At 73.5% G+C, this 21893-nt stretch carries 16 protein-coding genes; 13 read left to right on the top strand and 3 right to left on the bottom strand.

The features are described from left to right. The first annotated feature begins 10 nt into the window (after nt 1–10). The 5 genes from ACFZCF_RS24270 (at nt 11) to ACFZCF_RS24250 (ending at nt 5172) form a co-directional block, all read left to right on the top strand. Nucleotides 11–292 (top strand): hypothetical protein, encoded by a 282-nt coding sequence (locus tag ACFZCF_RS24270; protein ID WP_391288706.1) that lies wholly within the window; start codon nt 11–13, stop codon nt 290–292. 7 nt (nt 293–299) lie between these two features. Further along, on the top strand, nt 300–1115 hold the full coding sequence (locus tag ACFZCF_RS24265; protein ID WP_388447340.1) for a TlyA family RNA methyltransferase: 816 nt from the start codon (nt 300–302) through the stop codon (nt 1113–1115). Next, nucleotides 1112–2029 carry an NAD kinase gene (locus ACFZCF_RS24260; RefSeq protein ID WP_189953218.1) on the top strand — a complete coding sequence of 306 codons (918 nt, stop codon included), beginning with the start codon at nt 1112–1114 and terminating at the stop codon, nt 2027–2029. Before ACFZCF_RS24265 ends, ACFZCF_RS24260 begins: the two co-directional genes overlap by 4 nt. Nucleotides 2030–2092: 63 nt before the next feature. Beyond that, entirely contained in the window at nt 2093–3844 is a 1752-nt protein-coding gene (gene recN / locus ACFZCF_RS24255; RefSeq protein WP_388447337.1) for a DNA repair protein RecN, read from the top strand. Nucleotides 3845–4083: 239 nt separating this feature from the next. Next, entirely contained in the window at nt 4084–5172 is a 1089-nt protein-coding gene (locus ACFZCF_RS24250) for a glycosyltransferase family 4 protein (protein WP_388447335.1), read from the top strand. 55 nt (nt 5173–5227) lie between these two features. Here the strand turns inward: ACFZCF_RS24250 and ACFZCF_RS24245 are convergent, their stop codons facing one another. Then, a complete protein-coding gene (locus tag ACFZCF_RS24245) occupies nt 5228–6850 on the bottom strand; it encodes a PucR family transcriptional regulator ligand-binding domain-containing protein (protein ID WP_391288702.1) in 1623 nt (540 codons plus the stop codon). 159 nt (nt 6851–7009) lie between these two features. On the opposite strand from ACFZCF_RS24245, the gene ACFZCF_RS24240 reads away from it, so the two are divergent. Both ACFZCF_RS24240 and ACFZCF_RS24235 read left to right on the top strand, forming a co-directional pair. Then, nucleotides 7010–8533, top strand: a complete 1524-nt coding sequence (locus ACFZCF_RS24240) for an amino acid permease (RefSeq protein WP_391288700.1) — start codon at nt 7010–7012, stop codon at nt 8531–8533. A gap of 25 nt (nt 8534–8558) precedes the next feature. Continuing rightward, nucleotides 8559–10190, top strand: a complete 1632-nt coding sequence (locus ACFZCF_RS24235; protein ID WP_391288698.1) for an FAD-dependent oxidoreductase — start codon at nt 8559–8561, stop codon at nt 10188–10190. 3 nt (nt 10191–10193) lie between these two features. Here the strand turns inward: ACFZCF_RS24235 and ACFZCF_RS24230 are convergent, their stop codons facing one another. Then, nucleotides 10194–11582: an FAD-binding protein gene (locus ACFZCF_RS24230; RefSeq protein ID WP_391288696.1), complete on the bottom strand. Its 1389-nt coding sequence runs from the start codon at nt 11580–11582 to the stop codon at nt 10194–10196. 69 nt (nt 11583–11651) lie between these two features. Further along, nucleotides 11652–13454 carry a glycoside hydrolase family 15 protein gene (locus ACFZCF_RS24225; protein ID WP_388447325.1) on the bottom strand — a complete coding sequence of 601 codons (1803 nt, stop codon included), beginning with the start codon at nt 13452–13454 and terminating at the stop codon, nt 11652–11654. A 534-nt stretch (nt 13455–13988) separates the two neighbouring features. On the opposite strand from ACFZCF_RS24225, the gene ACFZCF_RS24220 reads away from it, so the two are divergent. The 6 genes from ACFZCF_RS24220 (at nt 13989) to ACFZCF_RS24195 (ending at nt 21854) form a co-directional block, all read left to right on the top strand. Then, the gene (locus ACFZCF_RS24220) at nt 13989–15641 is read left to right on the top strand and encodes a CTP synthase (protein WP_388447323.1); all 1653 of its coding nucleotides are present in this window, start codon (nt 13989–13991) and stop codon (nt 15639–15641) included. A gap of 85 nt (nt 15642–15726) precedes the next feature. Beyond that, entirely contained in the window at nt 15727–16353 is a 627-nt protein-coding gene (locus tag ACFZCF_RS24215; RefSeq protein WP_388447321.1) for an NUDIX domain-containing protein, read from the top strand. A gap of 263 nt (nt 16354–16616) precedes the next feature. Then, on the top strand, nt 16617–18602 hold the full coding sequence (locus ACFZCF_RS24210) for an NB-ARC domain-containing protein (protein WP_391288692.1): 1986 nt from the start codon (nt 16617–16619) through the stop codon (nt 18600–18602). A 146-nt stretch (nt 18603–18748) separates the two neighbouring features. Then, nucleotides 18749–19864, top strand: coding sequence for an alanine dehydrogenase (gene ald, locus ACFZCF_RS24205; protein ID WP_388447317.1), 1116 nt, complete (start codon nt 18749–18751; stop codon nt 19862–19864). Nucleotides 19865–20316: 452 nt separating this feature from the next. Then, the gene (locus ACFZCF_RS24200; RefSeq protein ID WP_226651714.1) at nt 20317–21360 is read left to right on the top strand and encodes a ParA family protein; all 1044 of its coding nucleotides are present in this window, start codon (nt 20317–20319) and stop codon (nt 21358–21360) included. Next, complete coding sequence (locus tag ACFZCF_RS24195; RefSeq protein WP_391288689.1) at nt 21345–21854, top strand: hypothetical protein; 510 nt, start codon at nt 21345–21347, stop codon at nt 21852–21854. Before ACFZCF_RS24200 ends, ACFZCF_RS24195 begins: the two co-directional genes overlap by 16 nt. Nucleotides 21855–21893: the final 39 nt, after the last annotated feature.

Genomic DNA, 21893 nt, shown 5'->3' with positions numbered 1-21893 from the left:
GCGTCGAGGCATGAGCGAAGCGATGACGGACGCCGGTACGGACTCCGGCACGGACGCCGGCGCCGATCCGGCGGCGGACGGGCCCGCCGCGGCGGCGCCGCTGGGGGTCGGCCGGGAGCCCACCGGACTGCCGGCCGTCGACGCGCTCCTGGAGCGTCTCGCCGAGACCGACCACCTCGCGGCGGACGGACACCTCGCGGTATACGAGGATGTACACCGCGGCCTGCGCGCCGAGCTCACCTCGCTCGACGCGCCCGCCGCCGCACCCCGTCCGCACGACCCCAGGAGCTGAACCCAACGTGGCAGGAGTGGCACGCCGCCGACTCGACGCCGAGCTGGTCCGGCGCAAGCTCGCCCGCTCGCGCGAGCACGCCGGCCAGCTGATCGCCGCGGGCCGGGTGACCGTCGGCAAGACCGTCGCCACCAAGTCCGCCACCCAGGTCGAGACCGCCGCGGCGATCGTCGTCTCCCAGGACGACTCCGACCCCGACTACGTCTCGCGCGGCGGCCACAAGCTCGCCGGCGCCCTCGCCGCCTTCGTCCCGCTCGGGCTCGTCGTCGAGGGCCGCCGGGCGCTCGACGCCGGCGCCTCCACGGGCGGCTTCACCGACGTGCTGCTGCGCGCGGGCGCCGCGCACGTCGTCGCCGTCGACGTCGGCTACGGGCAGCTCGCCTGGTCGCTCCAGAGCGACGCGCGGGTCACCGTCAAGGACCGCACCAATGTGCGCGAGTTGACATTGGACGCCATCGACGGGATCCCCGTCGACCTCGTCGTCGGCGACCTCTCCTTCATCCCGCTCGGCCTCGTGCTGCCCGCGCTCGCGGCCTGCACCGCGCCCGGCGCCGACCTCGTCCTCATGGTGAAACCCCAGTTCGAGGTGGGTAAGGAGCGGCTCGGCTCCGGCGGCGTCGTCCGCAGCGCCGAGCTGCGCGCCGACGCCGTGAAGAACGTGGCGCGGCAGGCGGCCGGGCTGGGACTCGGCGTGCTCGGCGTCACCGCCAGCCCGCTGCCCGGCCCCTCCGGGAACGTCGAGTACTTTCTGTGGCTGCGGGCCGGGGCGCCCGCACTCGATCCGGCGGATGTCGACCGAGCCGTGGCGGAGGGACCTCGTTGACAGAGACAGCGGCACCACAGGCACCACGTACCGTCCTGCTGCTGGCGCACACCGGCCGGCCGGCCGCCGTCCGCAGCGCCGAACTCGTCGTGCTGGGGCTGCTGCGCAGCGGCATCGGCGTCCGCGTCCTGGAGGCGGAGGCGGCCGACCTGCCGCTGCCGCCCTCCGTGGAGCGGATCCCGGACGAGTGCCCGGAGGCGCTCGACGGCTGCGAACTGATCATCGTCCTCGGCGGTGACGGGACGCTGCTGCGCGGCGCCGAGTTCTCCCGCGCCTCCGGCGTCCCCATGCTCGGCGTCAACCTCGGCCGGGTCGGGTTCCTCGCCGAGGCCGAGCGCGACGACCTCGACAAGGTCGTCGACCGGGTCGTCACCAAGGCGTACGAGGTCGAGGAGCGGATGACCCTCGACGTCGCCGTCTACCAGAACGGCGACGTCCTGCACCGCGACTGGGCGCTCAACGAGGCGGCCGTCCAGAAGGTGTCCCCGGAGCGGATGCTGGAGGTCGTCCTCGCCATCGACGGGCGCCCGGTGACCGGCTTCGGCTGCGACGGGGTGATCTGCGCGACGCCGACCGGCTCGACCGCGTACGCCTTCTCCGCCGGCGGCCCGGTCGTCTGGCCCGAGGTGGAGGCGCTGCTCATGGTGCCGATCGGGGCGCACGCGCTGTTCGCCAAGCCGCTCGTCACCACCCCCGACTCCGTCCTCGCCGTCGAGGTCGAGCCGCACACCCCGCACGGCGTGCTGTGGTGCGACGGGCGGCGGACCGTCGAACTGCCCTCGGGCGCCCGGGTCGAGGTCCGCCGCGGCGAGGTCCCCGTCCGGCTCGCCCGGCTCCACCACGCCTCCTTCACCGACCGGCTCGTCGCCAAGTTCGCGCTGCCGGTCTCCGGCTGGCGGGGCGCGCCCCACTGACCGCCCGCCCCCGGCACCACCCCGAGGTGGGGGTGATGTCGCGTCCCGGCACGGAAACCTCGTATGGTCTGGGGCGTGCTGGAGGAGATGCGGATACGGTCGCTCGGGGTCATCGACGACGCGGTGGTCGAGCTGTCGCCCGGTTTCACCGCGGTGACCGGTGAGACCGGCGCGGGCAAGACCATGGTCGTCACGAGCCTCGGGCTGCTGCTCGGCGGCCGGGCCGACCCGGCCCTCGTACGGATCGGGGCGGGCTCGGCGGTCGTCGAGGGGCGGATCACCCTGCCGCCCGGCGCGCCGGCCGCGGTGCGGGCCCAGGAGGCCGGGGCGGAGCTCGACGAGGGCGCCCTGCTGGTGACCCGCACGGTCTCCGCCGAGGGGCGCTCGCGGGCCCACCTCGGCGGGCGTTCGGTGCCCGTCGGCCTGCTCGCCGAGCTCGCCGACGAACTCGTCGCCGTCCACGGCCAGACCGACCAGCAGGGCCTGCTGAAGCCCGCCCGGCAGCGCGGTGCGCTCGACCGGTACGCCGGCGAGGCCGTGTCCGGTCCGCTCGCCGCCTACGGGGAGGCGTACCGGCGGCTGCGGGCCGTCACCACCGAACTGGACGAGATCACCACCCGGGCACGTGAGCGAGCCCAGGAGGCCGATCTGCTGCGCTTCGGGCTCGCGGAGATCGAGGCCGTCGCGCCCCGGGCCGGCGAGGACGAGGAGCTGGCCGCCGAGGCCGAGCGGCTCGGGCACGCCGAGGCGCTGGCCTCCGCCGCCGCGCTCGCGCACGCCGCGCTCGCCGGGAACCCGGAGGACCCGGAGTCCGTCGACGCGACCACGCTCGTCGGCGGGGCGGGCCGGGCCCTGGAGGCCGTGCGCGCGCACGACCCGGCGCTCGCCGCGCTCGCCGACCGGACGGGGGAGATCTCCATCCTGCTCGCCGACGTGGCGCAGGAGCTGGCCGGGTACGCCGACGACCTGGACGCCGATCCGCTGCGGCTCGCCGCGGTCGAGGAGCGGCGGGCCGCGCTCACCCAGCTCACCCGCAAGTACGGCGAGTCCGTCACGGCCGTCCTGGCCTGGGCGGAGGAGAGCGCGGAGCGGCTCGGGGAGCTCGAAGGCGACGACGAGCGGATCGGGGAGCTGACCGCCGAGCGGGACCGGCTCCGCGACGAGCTGTCCGTCCTCGCGCAGCGGCTCACCGACGCCCGCACGGAGGCCGCGGACCGGTTCGCCGGGGCGGTCACCGCGGAGCTGGCCTCGCTCGCCATGCCGCACGCGCGGGTGTCCTTCGACATCCGGCAGACCGAGGCGGCCGACGAGGCGAACGGCGTCCTGGTCGGCGGGCGGTGGGTCGCGTACGGGCCGTCCGGCGCCGACGAGGTCGAACTGCTGCTCGCCCCGCACCCGGGCGCGCCGCCCCGGCCCATCGCCAAGGGCGCGTCCGGCGGTGAGCTGTCGCGGGTCATGCTCGCCGTCGAGGTGGTCTTCGCCGGGGTCGACCCGGTGCCGACGTACCTCTTCGACGAGGTCGACGCCGGCGTCGGCGGCAAGGCGGCCGTGGAGATCGGCCGCCGCCTCGCCAAGCTGGCCCGTACCGCGCAGGTCGTCGTGGTCACCCACCTGCCGCAGGTGGCGGCCTTCGCCGACCGGCAGCTGCTGGTGGAGAAGACCGACGACGGCTCGGTGACCCGGTCCGGCGTCACCGTCCTGGAGGGCGAGGAGCGGGTCCGCGAGCTCTCCCGCATGCTCGCGGGCCAGGAGGACTCCGAGACCGCCCGCGCCCACGCGGAGGAGCTCCTGGCCACGGCCAGGGCGGACGCCTGAGGCGCGCCCCGCGCGAAGGCCTTCCGCACGGAGGTCTCCCGCGCGGGGGCGGTCCGGGACCGGCGCCAGGCGGGCACCCGGGCGTCTCCGGGGCGCGCGGGGTTGGTGCGCGCGCTCGCTCGGACGGGTGAATCCGGGGGCGGGGCCGGGCAACCGGCACCCGGCGCGGCGGGGAACGTCACGGTGTCGGTGCCGGAACGTGCGTACGGGTGGCGGCCGGTGCTGGCATCCTTGGGCGCGTGACACAGCTCCGTACGGTCCAAGTGCTGGGCGGCGGCAGCGCGGGCAGCAGCGCTCACGTCAGATCACTTGCCTCGGGGCTGGTGGCGAGGGGCGTCCGGGTGACCGTGTGCGCTCCGGCCGAGCTCGACCGCCTCTACGACTACGCGGGCGCCGGCGCGCACGTCGTGCCGCTGCCGCGCCGCAACGACCCCGCGACCGTCGGCGTGCTCCGCAACGCCTGCATCGGCGCCGACATCGTCCACGCGCACGGACTGCACGCCTCCGTCCGGGCCGCGCTCGCGATCTCCGGCGCCGTCGGGCCCGCCCGCACCCCGCTGGTCACCACCTGGCACGGGCGGCCGTACGCCGACGGTCCCAAGGCCGGGCTCGTACGGCTCCTGGAACGCCGGACCGTACGGGCCGCGGCCGTCGTCCTCGGCACCTCCTCCGAACTCGTCGACCGGGCCCGGCGGCGCGGGGCACGCGACGCGCGGCTCGCCCCCGTCACCGTGCCCGCCGGACGCGGACCCGTCTGCCTCCACGACGGCAAGGCCCGCGCCGAACTCGGCGCCGTCGACCGGCCGCTGCTCATGGCCGTCGGCGCGCTCGAACCCGGGCGGGGGTACGGGACGCTGCTCGACGCGGCGCGCGAGTGGCGCGAGCTGGAGCCGCGGCCGCTGCTCGTCATCGCCGGCGAGGGACGCGAACGGGCCGCGCTGCAGCGGAGGATCGAGGCGGAGCGGCTCGCCGTGCGGCTCATCGGACGCCGCGACGACGTCGCCGAACTCCTCGCCGCGGCGGACGTCGCGGTGCTGCCGTCGCGCTGGGAGGCCCGGTCCCTGCTCGCGCAGGAGGCGCTGCGCCTCGGGGTGCCGCTGGTCGCCACCGCGGTCGGCGGCGTACCGGAACTCGTCGGCGACGCGGCGGAACTGGTGCCCTACGGCGACGCGGCGGCGCTGGCCGCGGCGGTGCGGGGCCTCCTGGAGGACGAGGAGCGGCGGATGGACCTCGCGGCGGCGGGGCGCGTGCAGGCGGGGACGTGGCCGTCGGAGGACGACACCATCGCGCACGTCCTGAGCGTGTACGACGAACTGGTGGCGCGGTGACCCCCGCGGAACCCGGCGACGAACCGGACCGCGGGCGCGCCCGCCCACGGACCGGCTACACGGTGTGCCGCCGCGCGCGGAGCGCCAGGGACAGGGCCAGGACCGTCTGCGGGTCGTCCAGGTCCGTGCCGAGGAGTTCGGAGATGCGGCCCAGCCGGTTGTAGAGGGTCTGGCGGTTGAGGTGGAGCTCGCGGGCCGTCTCCGCCTTGCGGCCCGCGTGCGCCAGGTACGTCTCCAGCGTGGGCAGGAGCGGCGGCCGCGAGGCGCGGTCGTGGTCGCGGAGCGGACCGATCGCGCGGTCGACGAAGGCCGCCAGGTCCGGGTGGTCGCGCAGCCGCCACAGCAGCAGGTCGATGTCGAGGCGCCGGGCGTCGTACCAGGGCCGGTCCGTCAGGCCCTGCGCCGCCGCGGCCGTCTCCGCCGCGTGCCGCAGGCCCGCCGAGGCCGCCGCCCAGCCGCCGGCCATGCCGACCACCACGACCGGCGGATGCGCGCCGGCGCCTTCGAGGCCGGCCCGCTCGACGCCGGCCCGCAGCGCCGCCGCGACCCGGTCCGCGACCGCCGTCCGCTCCGACTCCGAGCGCAGGCCCAGGAGGAGCGGGACGCGGCCCTCGACCGGGCGGACGCCGAGGAGCGCGGGGACGCCGACGGCGGCCAGCTCCTCGTGGACGGCGCGGGCGAGCAGCGCCCAGCTGCCGGACGGGGACAGTTCGGGGGCGAGCCGCATGACGACGGGGAGCAGCGGGCCGTCGCCGGGGCGGAAGCCGAGGACACGGGCCTGCGCCGGGGCGTCCTCGGCCGAGATCCGGCCCTCCGCGAGGTCGGTCAGGAAGTCGCCGCGGCCCCGGGCCGCCAGCTCCTCCTCCTGCCGGGCCTGCATGAGGACGACGGCGAGGAGCCCGGCCGCCCGCTCGGCGGCCATCCGGTGGACGGGGGAGAGGGCGCCGGAGACCGCCAGGAGGACGAGGCGGGCCCGCACCGAGCCCGTACCGGGGCCTCCGCCGGGGACGTCGACGAGGACCGTGCCGGTCGGCGGACCGGACTCGCGGGCGGCGCGCTGGCCGCGGAGCCCGTCCCAGACCTGGAGCGGGTCGGCGGGCCCGGACTCGGCGCCCGCCGCGTACAGGAGCTGCCCCTCGGCGGTCTCCAGGAAGACCGGGTTCGCGGCGAAGCCGGAGAGGATCCGGAGGACCTGCGGCACCCCGCCGCCGCCGAGGAGCGCCTCGGTGCACTGCCGGTGGACCTCCTCGGCCTGCCGCTGGAGCGCGTAGTGGCCGTTGACGATCTCGGTGTGGATCTCCTCCGTGACGGCGACGAAGGGCACCTCGCGGTGGAGCTGGACGAGCGGCAGCCCGGCGGCCCGCGCGGTGTCCACTATCGTCGCCGGCAGCCGGGCGAAGCGCGGGCCGAGTTCGACGACGAGGGCGGCGATGCCGCGGTCGGCGAGGCGGCGGACGAAGGCCCGCTGCTCGGCCGGGCGGGTGCCGAGGCCCAGGCCGGTCGTCAGCAGCAGCTCGCCGCCCTTGAGCAGGGAAGCGATGTTCGGCACCTCGCCGGCGTGCACCCAGCGCACGGTCCGCTGGAGCCGGTCCGCCCCGGCGACGACCTCCGGAAGGCCGCCGCGGAGCCCCGGCAGTTCGAGTGCCCGTTGTACGGTGATGCCGCCCTGCGTGTCCATGGGCGGACGGTATCGCCCGGCGTGTTTCCCGCACATCACCCGATCGTCAACCGGTCGGACACTTCGTACAACGGACCGGCAACTCGTCGTGCCGTGGCGGGAATTGTGTGACCACCTGTCGCTTGTGGCCTACATCACTTCCGAGGATGCTCTCGCGCCATGGCAGACACCTCCAGCAAGGGGCCCGCGCCCCGCGTCGACCGGCTCAAGGCGAACTCCGTCGGGCTCGTCGGCGTCGTCTTCATGGCCGTGGCCACCGCCGCGCCGATCACCGCGATGACCGGAAACCTCCCCATCGCCGTCGGCTTCGGCAACGGCACCGGCGCGCCCGCCGGCTATCTCTTCGCCACCCTCGTCCTCACCGTCTTCTCCGTCGGCTACGTGGCCATGGCCAAGCGGATCACCGCCGCCGGAGCCTTCTACGGCTACATCTCGCACGGCCTCGGCCGCATCGCCGGCATGGCCTCCGGCATGCTCGCCGTCCTCGCGTACATCGTCTTCGAGGCGTCCATCGTCGGCGTCTTCGCCTACTTCGCGAAGACCACCGTCGCCGACCAGCTCGGCGCCGACCTGCCGTGGATCCTCTACGCGGCCGCCATGCTGGCCGTCACCGCCGTCCTGTCGTACTTCGACATCAACCTGACCGCCAAGGCCCTCGGCGTCATGCTCATCGCGGAGATCGCCGTCCTCTTCGCGGTCGCCACCGCCGTCCTCCTCCACGGCGGCGGCCCCGACGGCATCCCCGTCGAGCCGATCAACCCGAAGAACGCCTTCACCGGCGCCTCCGCCGGACTCGGCCTCTTCTTCGCCTTCTGGTCCTGGGTCGGCTTCGAGTCGACGGCCATGTACGGCGAGGAGTCCCGCGACCCCAAGCGCGTCATCCCCCGCGCCACCCTCATCTCCGTCGTCGGCGTCGGCCTCTTCTACATCTACGTCTCCTGGATGGCGATCGCCGGGAACGGCCTCACCGGCTCCGTGGAACTGTCGTCCTCCAGCAGCCCGCTCGACCTCTTCTTCGCGCCGGCCCGCACCTTCATCGGCGCCTGGGCCGTCGACGCCTTCCAGTGGCTGCTGCTCACCGGCTCCTTCGCCTGCGGCATGGCCTTCCACCAGTGCGCCTCGCGCTACCTCTACGCCATCGGCCGCGAGGGCTTCCTCCACCCCGCCCTCGGCCGCACCCACCCGAAGCACGGCTCCCCGTACCTCGCCTCCTTCGCGCAGAGCGTCATCGCCGTCGCCCTCGTCGGAGCCTTCTGGATCACCGGCCAGGACCCCTACATCCACCTCTACACGCTGCTCGCGATCCTCGGCACGATGGCGATCCTCATCGTGCAGACCCTCTGCTCCTTCGCCGTCATCGGCTACTTCCGCAGGAACCACCCCGAGGACCGGCACTGGTTCAGGACCCTCACCGCCCCCCTCCTCGGCGGCATCGGCATGACCGCCGTCGTCCTCCTCCTCGTCGTCAACATGGAGACCGCGGCCGGGCTCGCCGCCGACTCCCTCTTCTTCGAGGCGATCCCGTGGATCGTCGGCGGAGTCTTCCTCGGCGGCCTCGCCCTCGGCCTCTACCTGAAGGCCCGGCGCCCCGAGCGGTACGAGATCATCGGCCGGATCGTCCTGGAGGACGCCGCCGAACGCGACGACGAGCAGGCGGAGCCCGTACCCGCAGCGCACAGCTGACCCCTCATCCCTCCAGGAGCGCCCCATGGCACGCACCCGCCCGATGCACCTCCTGAACCGCCTCGCCGCCGACCACGCCGACGCCCGCCGGCTCGGCCTGCCCGTCGACGAGCTGCGCGGCCTGCGGAACGACCCGCTCGGCCGCCGCACCCTCCTCAAGGCCGCGGCCGCGGCCGGCCTCGCGGTCTCCGCCGCGGCCGCGCCCGCCGTCGCCGCCGTCCCCGACCCCCCGGTGCGGTCCGACGCCCGGATCGCCGTCGTCGGCGCCGGCATCGCCGGACTCACCGCCGCCCTCACGCTCCAGGACGCCGGCCTCGCCCCCGTCCTGTACGAGGCCGACCCGGCCCGCGTCGGCGGCCGCATCTGGACCCAGCGCACCCACTGGGCCTACGGGCAGACCTCCGAGATCGGCGGCGAGCTCATCGACACCGGCCACAAGAAGATGCTGGAGCTCTGCCGCCGCTTCGGCCTCCCCGTCGAGGACTTCCTCGGCGGCGGACCCAACGGCGCCGAGGAGGTCCTCTGGTTCGACGGCGGCTACTACCCGCGCCACCAGGCCGACGAGGACTTCAACGGCGTCTACCAGGCCCTGCGCCGCGACCTGTCGGAGGCCGGGGAGGTCTCCTGGAACCGGACGACGCCCACCGGCACCGCCCTCGACAACCTGTCGGTGTACGAGTGGATCGAGAGCCGCGTCCCCGGCGGGCACGCCTCGCCGCTGGGGAAGTTCATCGACGTCGCCTACAACGTCGAGTACGGCGCCGACACCACCGAACAGTCCTCGCTCGCCCTCGTCCTCCTCATGGGCTACCAGACCAATCCCGGCAACTTCAACATCTGGGGCCTGTCCAACGAGCGCTACCACATCACCGGAGGCAACGACCGGCTCCCGAACGCCATCGCCGCCGCCCTCGCGCCCGGCACCCTCCGCATGGGCTCCTCCCTCCAGGGCGTACGGGCCAACGCCGACGGCACCCAGACGCTGACCTTCACCGAGGGCGGCACCACCCGCACCGTCACCGCCGACCACACCGTCCTGTGCGTCCCGCTGCCCGTCCTCCAGCGGCTCGACCTCACCCGGGCCGGCTTCGACCCGCTCATGACGAACCTCCTCCGGGACGCCCGCATGGGCTACTGCACCAAGCTCAACATGCAGTTCGGCACCCGCCCCTGGCGCGGCACCGGTCCCTGGCCCGGGGTCTCCGCCGGCGACTGCTTCACCGACCTCGACGTCCAGCAGACCTGGGACACCACCAAGCTCCAGGGCGGCACCGGCGGCATCCTCATCCAGTACAACGGCGGCAGCCTCGCCCGGAGACTCGACCCCGCCGGCCCCTTCTCCACCGAGTCCGACCCCTACGTCCGGAACCTGGTGAACCGCCACCTCGCCGGCGTCGACGCCTTCTTCCCCGGCACCTCCCGCGCCTGGAACGGCCGCGCCCAGCTCTCCGCCTGGCACGAGAACCCGAACGCGCTCGGCGCCTACTCCTGCTGGCCGGTGGGCTACCTCCACCGCTACGCGGGGTACGAGGGCACCGCCCAGGGCAACGTCCACATCGGCGGCGAGCACTGCTCCTACGACTTCCAGGGCTTCATGGAGGGCGGCGCCACCGAGGGCGAACGGGCCGCGCGGGAGGTGATCGACGCCCTGCGGTAGCGGTCAGGCCGCCGGCCTGATGTTGTGGTTGTGGCGGAAGACGTTGTCCGGGTCGAAGGCCGCCTTCACCGCGGCGAGCCGGGGGAGGTTCTCCTCGCCGAACCCGGCGACGACCCGCGGCTCGCCCTCCGCCCCGATGAAGTTGAGGTACACGGCGTCCGTGGTCCACGGCCGCATGTCCGCGCGGACGTCGTGCACCCACTGCACCGCCCGCCCGTCGTCCGCCGGGTCCTCCCAGGTCGCGAACGGGTGCACCACCCACGGCGCGGTCCGCCACGGCAGCGGATAGCCCGACGGACCGGCCGCCACCGCCCCGCCCATCATGAAGAGCACGTGCTGCGTCTGCGTCCCGGCCGGGATCCGCTCGCCGCGCGCGCAGAAGACGTCCACGGCCTCCTCCGGGAAACCGCTCAGATACTCCGCCGACCAGTAGTTCCGCAGCCCCGGCGGGTCGTCCAGCATGCTCTGCAGCTCCGCGTACGGGATGTCGGAGACGACCTCCACCACCGGCCGCAGCGCCACCAGCGACTCCACGACCTCGCGGACCCGGGACATCGGCCCCGCGCACGTCACCAGCGCGCCGCAGACCAGCTGCCCCACCAGATGGCCGGGCACGAACGGCTCGGGCGGCGCCGGGAAGTAGATCACCCCGCCCCCGATCTCGTCCGGCGCCCACCCGGCCAGCTCCCGGTAGGCGCGCACCACCTCGGGGCCGGACCGGGGCGGGAAGAGCAGCAGCGCCATGCTCATCCGCGGCAGCTCGTGCAGCCGCAGCGTCAGCGAGGTCGCCACCCCGAAGTTGCCACCGCCGCCGTGCAGCGCCCAGAACAGCTCCGGGTTCTCCTCCGCGCTCGCCACCACGTGCTCGCCCCCGGCCGTGATCAGCTCGACGGAGAGCAGGTTGTCGCAGGCCAGCCCGAACTTCCGCTCCAGCCAGCCGGAGCCGCCGCCGAGCACGAAGCCGCCGACGCCGGTCGTGGACACCCGCCCGCCGGTCGTCGCCAGACCGAACGGCTGGGTCGCGCGGTCCAGGTGGCTCATGAGCGCCCCGCCCTCGACCCGCACCGTCAGGTGCTCCGGGTCGGCGACCACCGCGTGCATCCGGCGCAGGTCGACCACGAGCCCACCGTCGACGACGGAGGCACCGGCGACGCTGTGGCCGCCGCCGCGCACCGCGATCGGCAGCCCGGTCTCCCGGCCGAAGAGGACCGCGTTCGTGACGTCGGCCTGGGTCGCGCACTGGGCGATGACCGCCGGACGCCGGTCGATCATCCCGTTGTGGACGGCCCTGGCCTCGTCGTAGCCCGGATCCCCGGGCACGTACACCTCACCGGCCAGATCCTCGCGGAGCCCGGCCAGGGCGCTCGGCGGAACGGTGGTGTGGGGAGCCATGGCCGCCCCCCTTTCGGTACGGGGGCCAGAACTCCTCTCATCGTAGGTCCGGGCCCCCGGGGCCGCCGCTCAGCCGCCGTACGCGCCGCTCGCCGTCAGCCGCAGGGCCGTGTCGATCAGCGGGACGTGGCTGAACGCCTGCGGGAAGTTCCCGACCTGCCGCTGGAGCCGCGGGTCCCACTCCTCGGCGAGCAGCCCCAGGTCGTTGCGGAGCGCCAGCAGCTTCTCGAAGAGGGTGCGGGCCTCGTCGACCCGGCCGATCATCGCCAGGTCGTCCGCGAGCCAGAACGAGCAGGCGAGGAACGCGCCCTCGTCGCCCTCCAGGCCGTCGACGCCCGCCTCCTCGCCGGCCGTCGGATAGCGCAGCACGAAGCCGTCCTCCGTGGACAGCTCCCGCTGGATCGCCTCGATCGTGCCGATCACCCGCTTGTCGTCCGGCGGCAGGAAGCCCATCTGCGGGATCAGCAGCAGCGAGGCGTCCAGCTCCTTGGAGCCGTACGACTGGGTGAAGGTGTTCCGCTCCTTGTCGTAGCCCTTCTCGCAGACGTCCCGGTGGATCTCGTCGCGCAGCTCGCGCCAGCGCTCCAGCGGCCCGTCCGCGTCCCCGGCCTCGATCAGCTTGATCGTGCGGTCGACCGCCACCCAGGCCATCACCTTGGAGTGGGTGAAGTGCCGGCGCGGGCCGCGGACCTCCCAGATGCCCTCGTCGGGCTGGTTCCAGTGGGTCTCCAGGTAGTTGATCAACTTGATCTGGAGCAGGGACGCGTAGTCGTTGCGGGAGAGGCCCGTCATGTGCGCGAGGTGCAGGGCCTCGGCGACCTCGCCGTACACGTCCAGCTGGAGCTGGTTCGCCGCGCCGTTGCCGACCCGGACGGGGCCGGAGTTCTCGTACCCCGGCAACCAGTCCAGCTCCGCCTCGCCGAGCTCCCGCTCGCCCGCGATGCCGTACATGATCTGCAGGTTCTCCGGGTCGCCCGCGACCGCGCGGAGCAGCCAGTCCCGCCAGGCGCGGGCCTCCTCGCGGTAGCCGGTGCGCAGCAGCGAGGAGAGGGTGATGGCCGCGTCCCGCAGCCAGGTGTAGCGGTAGTCCCAGTTCCGCACGCCGCCGATCTCCTCCGGCAGCGAGGTCGTCGGCGCGGCGACGATCCCGCCGGTCGGCGCGTACGTCAGCGCCTTCAGGGTGATCAGCGAGCGGACCACGGCCTCCCGGTACGGGCCGTGGTACGTGCAGTGCTCCACCCAGTCGCGCCAGAAGCCGGCCGTCGCCTCCAGGGACCCCTCGGGATCCGGCAGGGCCGGCGGCTCCTTGTGCGAGGGCTGCCAGGAGAGGGTGAAGGTGATCCGGTCGCCGGGGGCGACGGTGAACTCGGAGTAGGTGGTGAGGTCCTCGCCGTGGGTCTCGGCGTCGCTGTCGAACCAGACGGAGTCCGGCCCGGCGACCGCGACCGTCCGCTCGCCGACCTTGTGGACCCAGGGCACGATCCGGCCGTAGCTGAACCGCATCCGCAGCGCCGAGCGCATCCGCACCCGGCCGCTGACGCCCTCCACGATCCGGATCAGCTGCGGCGCGCCGTCGCGCGGCGGCATGAAGTCGGTCACCCGGACCGTGCCGTGCGGGGTGTCCCACTCGGACTCCAGGATCAGCGAGTCGCCCCGGTAGCGGCGGCGGTCCGCGGGGGCGGGCTCGGAGTCAGGGGGCCCGGCCGGGCCCACTCTCCAGAAGCCGTGCTCCTCGGTGCCGAGCAGGCCCGCGAAGACCGCGTGCGAGTCGAAGCGGGGCAGGCAGAGCCAGTCGACACTGCCGTCCCGGCAGACCAGCGCCGCGGTCTGCATGTCTCCGATGAGTGCGTAATCCTCGATACGCCCGGCCACGTGCTTCACTCCAGTCGAACGGCCCGTCCGCCCCTCGGGGCGCGTGCAGCAGATGTTGCGAGATGCGAGTTGCGGGAGTGCCCGCGGTGCCAGTGTGCGGGATGGCCGGCCCCGGCAGCGGATCGAGGGGAGCCGACACGGGCTCCCGGTCCGGTTCCGCGGGCGGGGGCGGTGCCGTCGGCCGGCCGCCCGGCGACCCGGCCGGGCGGGACGGTCCGCACCGTGGTGACCGTGGCGATCACCCGTGCGAGGCGCTGCTCCACCCGGGTGAACAGCGGTTTTCGATCCGCCCCCGGGGCCCCGTCGGCGGCGTACGACGGCCCCGCGGCGGCCCGTCCCACCCGGTCGGCGGGCGCGCCGACCGTGTGGCCGGAAGCGGTCTCCTGATGTCACTGATACCCTGGTACCCCGTGGACCGGTGGGAAACGGCGCCAGCCGAAACCCCCGAAACCGCAGCGACGGCACCCCCGATTCTTCCGGAGGACCTGCCGCTTCGCACCTCCAGAACGCGACCACGGGAGCCCCCTCTTGGCGATGCCGCCCAAATCCACGACGACCAAGCACATCTTCGTCACCGGGGGTGTCGCCTCCTCGCTCGGCAAGGGCCTCACCGCCTCCAGCCTGGGTGCGCTCCTCAAGGCCCGGGGCCTGCGGGTCACGATGCAGAAGCTCGACCCGTACCTCAACGTCGACCCGGGCACGATGAACCCCTTCCAGCACGGTGAGGTGTTCGTCACCAACGACGGCGCCGAGACCGACCTGGACATCGGCCACTACGAGCGCTTCCTCGACGTCGACCTCGACGGCTCGGCCAACGTCACCACCGGCCAGGTCTACTCGCAGGTCATCGCCAAGGAGCGGCGCGGCGAGTACCTCGGCGACACCGTGCAGGTCATCCCGCACATCACCAACGAGATCAAGTCGCGGATCCGCCGCATGGCCACCGACGACGTCGACGTCGTCATCACCGAGGTCGGCGGCACGGTCGGCGACATCGAGTCGCTGCCGTTCCTGGAGACCGTCCGCCAGGTCCGCCACGAGGTCGGCCGCGACAACGTCTTCGTCGTGCACATCTCGCTGCTGCCCTACATCGGCCCCTCCGGCGAGCTGAAGACCAAGCCGACCCAGCACTCGGTCGCCGCCCTGCGCAACATCGGCATCCAGCCCGACGCGATCGTGCTGCGCGCCGACCGCGAGGTCCCCACCGCCATCAAGCGCAAGATCTCGCTGATGTGCGACGTCGACGAGGCCGCGGTCGTCGCCGCCATCGACGCCCCGTCGATCTACGACATCCCGAAGGTGCTGCACACCGAGGGCCTCGACGCCTACGTCGTGCGCAAGCTCGACCTGCCCTTCCGCGACGTGGACTGGACCGTCTGGGAGGACCTCCTGGACCGCGTCCACAACCCCGACCACGAGGTCACCGTCGCGCTCGTCGGCAAGTACATCGACCTGCCCGACGCCTACCTGTCGGTCACCGAGGCCATGCGCGCCGGCGGCTTCGCCAACAAGGCGCGGGTCAAGGTCAAGTGGGTCACCTCCGACGACTGCAAGACCCAGGCCGGTGCCGAGAAGCAGCTCGGCGACTGCGACGCCATCCTCATCCCCGGCGGCTTCGGCGACCGCGGCGTCTCCGGCAAGGTCGGCGCCATCCAGTACGCCCGTGAGCACAAGGTGCCGCTGCTCGGCATCTGCCTCGGTCTCCAGTGCATCGTCATCGAGGCGGCCCGGAACCTGGCGGGCATCCCCGAGGCGAACTCCACCGAGTTCGACCCGGCGACCGCGCACCCCGTCGTCTCCACGATGGAGGAGCAGCTCGCCTACGTGGAGGGCGCCGGCGACCTGGGCGGGACGATGCGCCTGGGCCTGTACCCGGCGAAGCTCGCCGAGGGCTCGGTCGTCCGCGAGACCTACGACGGCGAGCCGTACGTCGAGGAGCGCCACCGTCACCGCTACGAGGTGAACAACGCGTACCGCGCCGAGCTGGAGAAGAAGGCCGGTCTGGTCTTCTCCGGCACCTCCCCGGACAACAAGCTCGTCGAGTTCGTCGAGTACCCGAAGGAGATCCACCCCTACCTGGTCGCCACCCAGGCGCACCCGGAGCTGAAGTCCCGCCCGACCCGCCCGCACCCGCTCTTCGCGGGCCTGGTGAAGGCGGCCGTCGAGCGCAGGACGGGCAAGAAGTAGCCAGGCGTTAACGTTGCCGGGGTACGGGTCCTGACGGGCCGGTGCCCCGGTTTTCGCATGTGGTTTCGGGTACGGGAGGACAGAGATGAAGGTGCAGGACACCCCGGAGGAGTGGCAGGTCGTCGCCACCGCCACCCCCTTCAAGGGGAACAAGACGAGTGTCCGCACGGACGACGTGGTCATGCCGGACGGTTCGGTCGCCCGCCGCGACTACCAGGTCCACCCCGGCTCCGTCGCCGTGCTCGCCCTGGACGACCAGGGCCGGGTGCTCGTGCTGCGCCAGTACCGCCACCCGGTGCGGCAGAAGCTGTGGGAGATCCCGGCGGGCCTGCTCGACGTGCCCGGGGAGAACCCGCTCCACGCCGCGCAGCGCGAGCTGTACGAGGAGGCGTACGCCAAGGCGGGGGAGTGGCGGGTCCTCGCGGACGTCTACCCCACGCCGGGCGGCTGCGACGAGGCCGTACGGATCTTCCTGGCGCGGGACCTCGCCGACGCGGAGGGGGACCGGTACGCGGTCTCCGAGGAGGAGGCCGACATGGAGGTGGCGCGGGTCCCGCTCGACGAGCTGGTGCGCGGGATCCTCGCGGGCGAGCTCCACAACACCTGCCTGGTGGTGGGCGTGCTGTCGCTCGTCGCGGCCCGTGCCGGCGACGGTCTCGACGCGCTCCGCCCCGCCGACGCCCCCTGGCCGGCCCGCCCCTTCGAGGCGTAGCACCCGCGCGGGGCGGCGCGCCGTCCCTGCGGGACGTCCGCCCGCAGGGACGGCGGGTGCGCCACAGGGACGGCGTGCGACACCGGGACGGCGGGGGCGACACCGGGACGGCGACTCCGGTGTGACTGTCTGCTGATCCGATCGGGGGACGTGCTCGTCGTGCTCCACCGGGCCCGCCCGGGGGGCTGAACTACGCTCGTACACGCCCGTGCGGAGTCCCCCGCGGGGATCGGCTCGTGCGCAGGTGGACGGGAGCGTGGCCCGTGACGGATCAGGCGGTGGCAGCGGCCGGCAGCCGGCAGTTCTACGGCCGGCAGCGGGAGTTGAAGGCCCTCCGCGTCGACATCGAACGGACCGGTCTCGACACCCTCACCGGCCGCAAGGAGCCCCGCGCCCGTGTCCTCCTCGTCGCCGGCCGGCCCGGCTCCGGGCGGACCTCGCTCGCCGAGGAGCTGATCGCCTCGATCGCCTCCCGCTACCCCGACGGGGTCTACCGGGCGCGGCTCACCGAGCCCGGCGGCGAGCCCGTCCCCACCGCCAGGGCCGCCCGCGAACTCCTGCGCGACCTCGGGGTCGCCGAGCCGCCGGGCGCGGCGGAGGACGAGCTGACCGAGCTGGTCCGCGAGGCGCTCGGCACGCGCCGGGCGATCCTGCTGCTCGACGACGCCGTCGACGCCGAGCAGGCCGATCCGCTGCTCCCCGACAACCCCGACGCCCTGGTCGTCGCGGTGGCCCGGGGGCCGCTCACCGGCATCCCCGACGTCCGGCCCTGCACGCTGGGCGGGCTCGACCCGAAGTCCGCGATCGAGCTGCTGACCTCGGCCACCGGCTCGGTCCGCATCACCGTCGACCCGCAGGCCGCCGAGGCGCTGGTCGAGGAGTGCGGCGGCCTGCCCGCCGCGGTGGTCCTCGCCGGCGGCTGGCTGGCCGGCCGGCCCGAGACCTCCGTCGCCGACCTCGCCAAGCGGCTGCGCGGTCTGAGCGGAGACCCCCTCACCCGCACCTTCCTCCTGGCTCACCAGGCGCTGCCGCAGCCGGCCGCCCGGATACTGCGCTTCCTGGCGCTCGCCCCGCTCGGCCGGGCCGACGCCCACACCGCCTCCGCCCTGGCCGGCTGCTCGGTCTCGGCGGCGGCGACCACGCTCGCGGACTTCGCCCGCCTCGGCCTGGTGACCGAGCACACCGACGGGCGGTACGAGGTCCCCGGCCATCTCGTCCCCCTGCTCCGCGCCCAGCTGGAGGAGCGCGACCGGCCCGCCGAGGTGCAGCTCGCCCGGGCCCGGATGCTGGAGCGGACCGTGCGGCTCCTCCAGTCCTGCCGCGCGGTCACCGAACCCGAGGGGTCCCCGGCCCGCCGCAGACTCGCCGGCCTGCCGCGCGCCCTGCGCTTCCCCACCCCCGAGGACGCCGCCGACTGGCTGGCCTCCCGCCGCACCGAGCTGCTCGCCTGCGCCCGGCTCGCGGTCGCCGACGGAGAGCTGGACACCCTGGCCCGCCGGCTCATCGCGTCCCTGGTGCGGGCGCTCACGGCGCACCGTGGGGCCGAGGCGGCGGCGCCGGACCTCTACGGGCTGCACCGGCTCGTCCTCGACGTCGCCGAGCGGCGCGGCCTCCACCGCGAGCGGGCCGCCGCCCTCCTCAACCTCGGCGACCTCGACGCCAAGACCGGCCGCACGAAGGACGCCCTGCTGCGATATCGGTTGGCTTGGGAGGTCGGAAGGCAGGCAAATGATCCGTACGCCACCGGTCGCGCGATGGAATCCGTAGGTGGCAGCTATCAGGAGCTGGGTGACTGGCACCGGGCCGGCGACTGGTACGGCCGCGCCCTGGCGCAGCGCCTCGCCCATGACGAGCGGGCCGACCAGGCGCGCCTGTACGCCCGCCTCGGGGCGGTGCAGACCTATGCGGGGCGGTACGGGGAGGCCCTGCGGCACTGGCGGGCGGCCGCGGCCGGCTACCGCAGGCTCGGTGATCTCCCGGGCCACGCACGGGCGTTGAGCGAGGCGGCGCGGGTGCAGGAGTACGCCGGTCGCCCGGAAGAGTCGCTGCGGACCTGCGAGGAGGCGGTCGAGTGGGCCCGCCGCGCCCAGGACACCCGGCTCCAGGCGGCGCTCCAGCTGAGGCTCGCCGACACCCTCGACCGGCTCGGTGACCCGGCCGCGGCGCGACTGCACCGGGCCGCGGCGGACCGTCTGCTGGAAACCGACCACTGTGCCTACGAAATCCGCAGTGGGTCTGCGGAAGATTAGTACTTTGAAAGGCTAGACAGCGGGAACTCCTTCATTAGACTGGTTCCGCCGCGTTCGAACGTGGTCTGCTCCGGTGTGCCGCAGTGCCTCCGGGTATGTATCGCAGTGCACCAGTTATCCCCCCGATTCAAGGACCGTGATCGACGATGAAGGTCGGCATCCCCCGCGAGGTCAAGAACAACGAGTTCCGCGTGGCCATCACCCCCGCCGGTGTCCACGAGCTCGTCCGCAACGGCCACCAGGTCTTCATCGAGCAGAACGCCGGCGTCGGCTCCTCGATCACGGACGAGGAGTACGTCGCCGCGGGCGCCGAGATCCTCGCCACCGCCGACGAGGTCTGGGCCACCGCCGACCTGCTCCTCAAGGTCAAGGAGCCGATCGCGGAGGAGTACCACCGCCTCCGCAAGGACCAGACGCTCTTCACCTACCTGCACCTCGCGGCCTCCAAGGAGTGCACGGACGCCCTCCTGGAGTCCGGCACCACCGCCATCGCCTACGAGACGGTCGAGACCGCGAACCGCGCGCTCCCGCTGCTCGCCCCGATGTCCGAGGTCGCGGGCCGCCTGGCCCCGCAGGTCGGCGCCTACCACCTGATGCGCTCGGCCGGCGGCCGCGGCGTCCTCCCCGGCGGCGTCCCCGGCACCCACGCCGGCAAGGCGGTCGTCATCGGCGGCGGCGTCTCCGGCTGGAACGCCACCCAGATCGCCGTCGGCATGGGCTTCCACGTGACCCTGCTCGACAAGGACATCAACAAGCTCCGCGAGGCCGACAAGATCTTCGGCACCCAGGTGCAGACGATCGTCTCCAACGCCTACGAGCTGGAGAAGGCCGTCGTCGAGGCCGACCTCGTCATCGGCGCGGTCCTCATCCCGGGCGCCAAGGCCCCGAAGCTGGTCACCAACGAGCTCGTCGCCAAGATGAAGCCCGGAAGTGTCCTTGTCGACATCGCGATCGACCAGGGCGGCTGCTTCGAGGACTCGCACCCGACCACCCACGCCGAGCCGACCTTCAAGGTGCACGACTCGGTCTTCTACTGCGTCGCCAACATGCCCGGCGCGGTCCCGAACACCTCCACCTACGCGCTCACCAACGCCACGCTGCCCTACATCGTGTCGCTGGCGAACAACGGCTGGGTCGAGGCGCTGCGCCGCGACGCCGCCCTCGCCCTGGGCCTCAACACCCATGACGGCAAGGTGGTTTACAAGGAGGTCGCCGAGGCGCACGGCTACGAGCACGTCGAGCTGAGCAGCCTCGTCGGCTGACGCGGGAGCCGCCCTCGCGAGGGCTCCGGCGGCGGCCGTCAACGCCCGCCGTCAATGTCACACACCCGGCCGGACCTTGTTCGACAAGGTCCGGCCGGCTGTGTCTCGGGCCACGCCGAAACGTTCGGTCAACTCGCCTCGAACGTAACCCTTTAACCGTTTCGCACACCCCTGAAACGCGTGGATGGGTGGTCGCGCACCCTTGACAGAGCCGTGTTCGGTTGCCGACACAACGGGCCGGGTCCGGGCGATTGTGTTGCTGCGGACCGGTGACACGCCATAGAGTCGCCAACCGTCGGCATGGTGCCACGCTGACAGATCGATAAATGTTCCTGGTCACATCCAAGGAGGTAAGACGACTTGTGAATGAGTCGACATTTACTCCCGGGAGCGGTGCGCCAGGTGCCCCGGTCGGCTCCGTCGCGGTGCGGACCTTCGCGACGCACCAGCCCATGACGACAACCCACACGCTGAAGACGATGGACGGCCTACACGTGAACGCCACGGCCGGCAACGAGATGGGCCGAGAGTCCACCCACTTCGCCGCCTACGACGAGCTGCCCGAGGGGCACTTCTACGACCCCGACGCCGAGTACGAGCCCGACCCGGAGTACGCGGCCACCCTCGCGCCCGACGCTGCCCGCCAGCGCCGCGAGCGGATCGGCCCCACCGGACGGCCGCTGCCGTACTTCCCGATCCCGGGCCCGCTGACCGACCACGGCCCCGCCAAGATCATCGCGATGTGCAACCAGAAGGGCGGCGTCGGCAAGACCACGTCGACCATCAACCTGGGCGCCGCGCTCGCCGAGTACGGACGACGGGTGCTGCTCGTCGACTTCGACCCGCAGGGTGCCCTGTCGGTCGGCCTCGGCGTGAACCCGATGGAGCTCGACCTCACCGTCTACAACCTGCTCATGGAGCGGGGCATGTCGGCGGACGAGGTGCTGCTCAAGACGGCGGTCCCCAACATGGACCTGCTGCCGAGCAACATCGACCTCTCCGCCGCCGAGGTGCAGCTGGTCTCCGAGGTCGCGCGCGAGTCCACGCTCCAGCGCGCCCTCAAGCCGCTGATGAACGACTACGACTACATCGTGATCGACTGTCAGCCCTCGCTCGGCCTGCTGACCGTGAACGCCCTGACGGCCGCTCACAAGGTCATCGTGCCGCTGGAGTGCGAGTTCTTCGCGCTGCGCGGCGTCGCCCTGCTGACCGAGACCATCGAGAAGGTCCAGGAGCGGCTCAACCCGGAGCTGGAGCTCGACGGCATCCTCGCCACCATGTACGACTCCCGGACCGTGCACTCCCGCGAGGTGCTCGCCCGGGTCGTCGAGGCCTTCGACGACCACGTCTACCACACGGTGATCGGCCGGACGGTGCGCTTCCCGGAGACCACCGTCGCCGGCGAGCCCATCACCACCTACGCCTCCAACTCCGTGGGCGCCGCCGCCTACCGCCAGCTCGCCAGGGAGGTGCTCGCCCGGTGTCACGCCGAGTGAGTCTGCCCGGAGCCGACGAACTCTTCCGTACGACCGGGGGGACGGCACTGCAGTCCTCGTCGCCCCGCCGAACCGTTCCCGCTCCGGCGGGAGAGAGCGACACGGCGGCCGGCGCGGACGGCGGCTCCGCCGAGCACACGGCCGCCGGCTCGGAGGCGGCCGAGCCGCGCGCCCGCGAGACCGAGGCAGTCCCCGCGCAGCAGCCCGCCCCGGTGAAGGCGGCCGCCCAGGCCGGCGCTCCGGCGCGGCGCCGCGGCGGCCGGGCCGCCGCGCGGCGGCCCAGCGGCCGGGAGCGGCACGACGAGAAGATCACGGTCTACGTCTCCGCCGAGGAGCTCATGGACCTGGAGCACGCCCGTCTCGTGCTGCGCGGCGAGCACGGCCTCGCCGTGGACCGCGGCCGGATCGTCCGCGAGGCGGTCGCCGTGGTCCTGGCGGACCTGGAGTCCCGCGGCGAGGCGAGCATCCTCGTCCGCCGTCTGCGCGGCCGCTGACGGTAGCCTGCGGGCGGCCCCGCCCCCGCACCCCCTGGA

It is taken from the genome of Streptomyces sp. NPDC007945 (genome assembly GCF_042958885.1).
Lineage (GTDB): Bacteria > Actinomycetota > Actinomycetes > Streptomycetales > Streptomycetaceae > Streptomyces.
This window is presented reverse-complemented; position numbering and strand designations above follow the sequence as displayed.

Excerpts from the sequence above, each read along its gene's own strand:
- ACFZCF_RS24270 (WP_391288706.1), top strand. The coding sequence starts at position 11 with ATGAGCGAAGCGATGACGGACGCCGGTACGGACTCCGGCACGGACGCC.
- recN (WP_388447337.1), top strand. The coding sequence starts at position 2,093 with ATGGTCTGGGGCGTGCTGGAGGAGATGCGGATACGGTCGCTCGGGGTC.
- ACFZCF_RS24245 (WP_391288702.1), bottom strand. The coding sequence starts at position 6,850 with ATGGACACGCAGGGCGGCATCACCGTACAACGGGCACTCGAACTGCCG.
- ACFZCF_RS24240 (WP_391288700.1), top strand. The coding sequence starts at position 7,010 with ATGGCAGACACCTCCAGCAAGGGGCCCGCGCCCCGCGTCGACCGGCTC.
- ACFZCF_RS24235 (WP_391288698.1), top strand. The coding sequence starts at position 8,559 with ATGGCACGCACCCGCCCGATGCACCTCCTGAACCGCCTCGCCGCCGAC.
- ACFZCF_RS24230 (WP_391288696.1), bottom strand. The coding sequence starts at position 11,582 with ATGGCTCCCCACACCACCGTTCCGCCGAGCGCCCTGGCCGGGCTCCGC.
- ACFZCF_RS24220 (WP_388447323.1), top strand. The coding sequence starts at position 13,989 with ATGCCGCCCAAATCCACGACGACCAAGCACATCTTCGTCACCGGGGGT.
- ACFZCF_RS24215 (WP_388447321.1), top strand. The coding sequence starts at position 15,727 with ATGAAGGTGCAGGACACCCCGGAGGAGTGGCAGGTCGTCGCCACCGCC.
- ald (WP_388447317.1), top strand. The coding sequence starts at position 18,749 with ATGAAGGTCGGCATCCCCCGCGAGGTCAAGAACAACGAGTTCCGCGTG.
- ACFZCF_RS24200 (WP_226651714.1), top strand. The coding sequence starts at position 20,317 with ATGACGACAACCCACACGCTGAAGACGATGGACGGCCTACACGTGAAC.